This window comes from Armatimonas sp. (assembly GCF_031410135.1).
In the GTDB taxonomy this organism is placed as follows: domain Bacteria; phylum Armatimonadota; class Armatimonadia; order Armatimonadales; family Armatimonadaceae; genus Armatimonas.
Genome location: NZ_JANNYP010000679.1, coordinates 1 through 1174, shown reverse-complemented (window position 1 = coordinate 1174; position 1174 = coordinate 1). Strand labels below are relative to the sequence as shown.

The following is a 1174-nucleotide window of genomic DNA, read 5'->3' as shown; positions in this document are numbered from 1 at the left end:
TTCAAATTTGTCTTTGATTTGTTGTACAATTTCTTGGGAGTTGGGGGTCATGACAGTCTCCTGGCGTTATTTTTGTGGTACAGACATTATGCCTGAAACTGCCCCCCCAACTCCTTCAACCAAAATGAGTCACACCCAATTCAAAATCCGCCTCAGAAAGTTCTTTTGTGACACCAAGAGCTGCTCGAAGAGAATCTTCGCCCAATGTCTCCCCAAGATCGTACGGCGTTATCAGCGAAAGACAACGCGATTGGAAACCGTTCTCAAGCAGATTCTTTGGGAAGTGGGAGCCAGTGCCGCTGCGACCATCGCCAAACTCCTGGGATTGCTTCTCAGCCACGATGCCATCCTCTATCAGTTTAACAATGCCCCGCAGCCCTGCACGGCACAAACGAGTCCACGAGAGCTTGGAATCGATGACTTCGCCTTCCGAAAAGGAAAAACCTACGGCACAATTCTCATTGACCTCAAGACCAGTACCCCCGTGGATTTGTTGCCTGACCGAGAGAAAATGACCGTGGAGAAATGGCTTCGTGAACATCCCGGAGCCAAGATTGTCAGCCGAGATCGCTCTGCGGTTTATGCAGAGGCCATCCGTGAAGGAGCACCCGAAGCCACCTCGGTTGCTGACCGTTTTCATCTGGTTAAGAACTTGATGGAGACACTTCAAGAGCAGATGAGCAAAGAATCCAAGGCGATTCGAGAGGTGCTTTTACCCCAAGTCCCCTCTATGGTAGATGATGGCCCCGTCTGTTTAACGCGTCGCCAGAAGCAGGCGCGAGCACTGAGTCGTCAAAATCGCTTCGAGAGATGGCAGCAAGTGCATGCTCTCTTTAAGGAAGGCTATGCCAAAAAAGAGATTGCCCGCATGATGAATCTGGACACTCAGACGGTGCGAAACTACTTGCTGGCGGAGACGTTTCAGGAGAGGCAACGCACCTCACCGGCTAATGGGCCTTTGACTCCGTTCAAGGATTACCTTTTGAAGCGGTGGCAAGAGGGCTGTCAAAATGCCTATCAACTATGGCGCGAAGCTCAGTACAGGACAAAAAATACTGGTAATTTCTACAGGATGAAAGGCACCGCCTTGGTATGATACGACAAGGTCGCTTAAACACAGATCGCGACCAAAACGATGCCCAAAAAAAATTGTATCTCACAGAGCCAAAATGCT

General features: G+C 49.9%; 1 protein-coding gene. It reads left to right on the top strand.

What is annotated here, in order from left to right:
* The first annotated feature begins 250 nt into the window (after nt 1-250).
* Nucleotides 251-1096: a transposase gene (locus RMO15_RS24775; RefSeq protein ID WP_309718934.1), complete on the top strand. Its 846-nt coding sequence runs from the start codon at nt 251-253 to the stop codon at nt 1094-1096.
* The last annotated feature ends 78 nt before the right edge of the window (nt 1097-1174 follow it).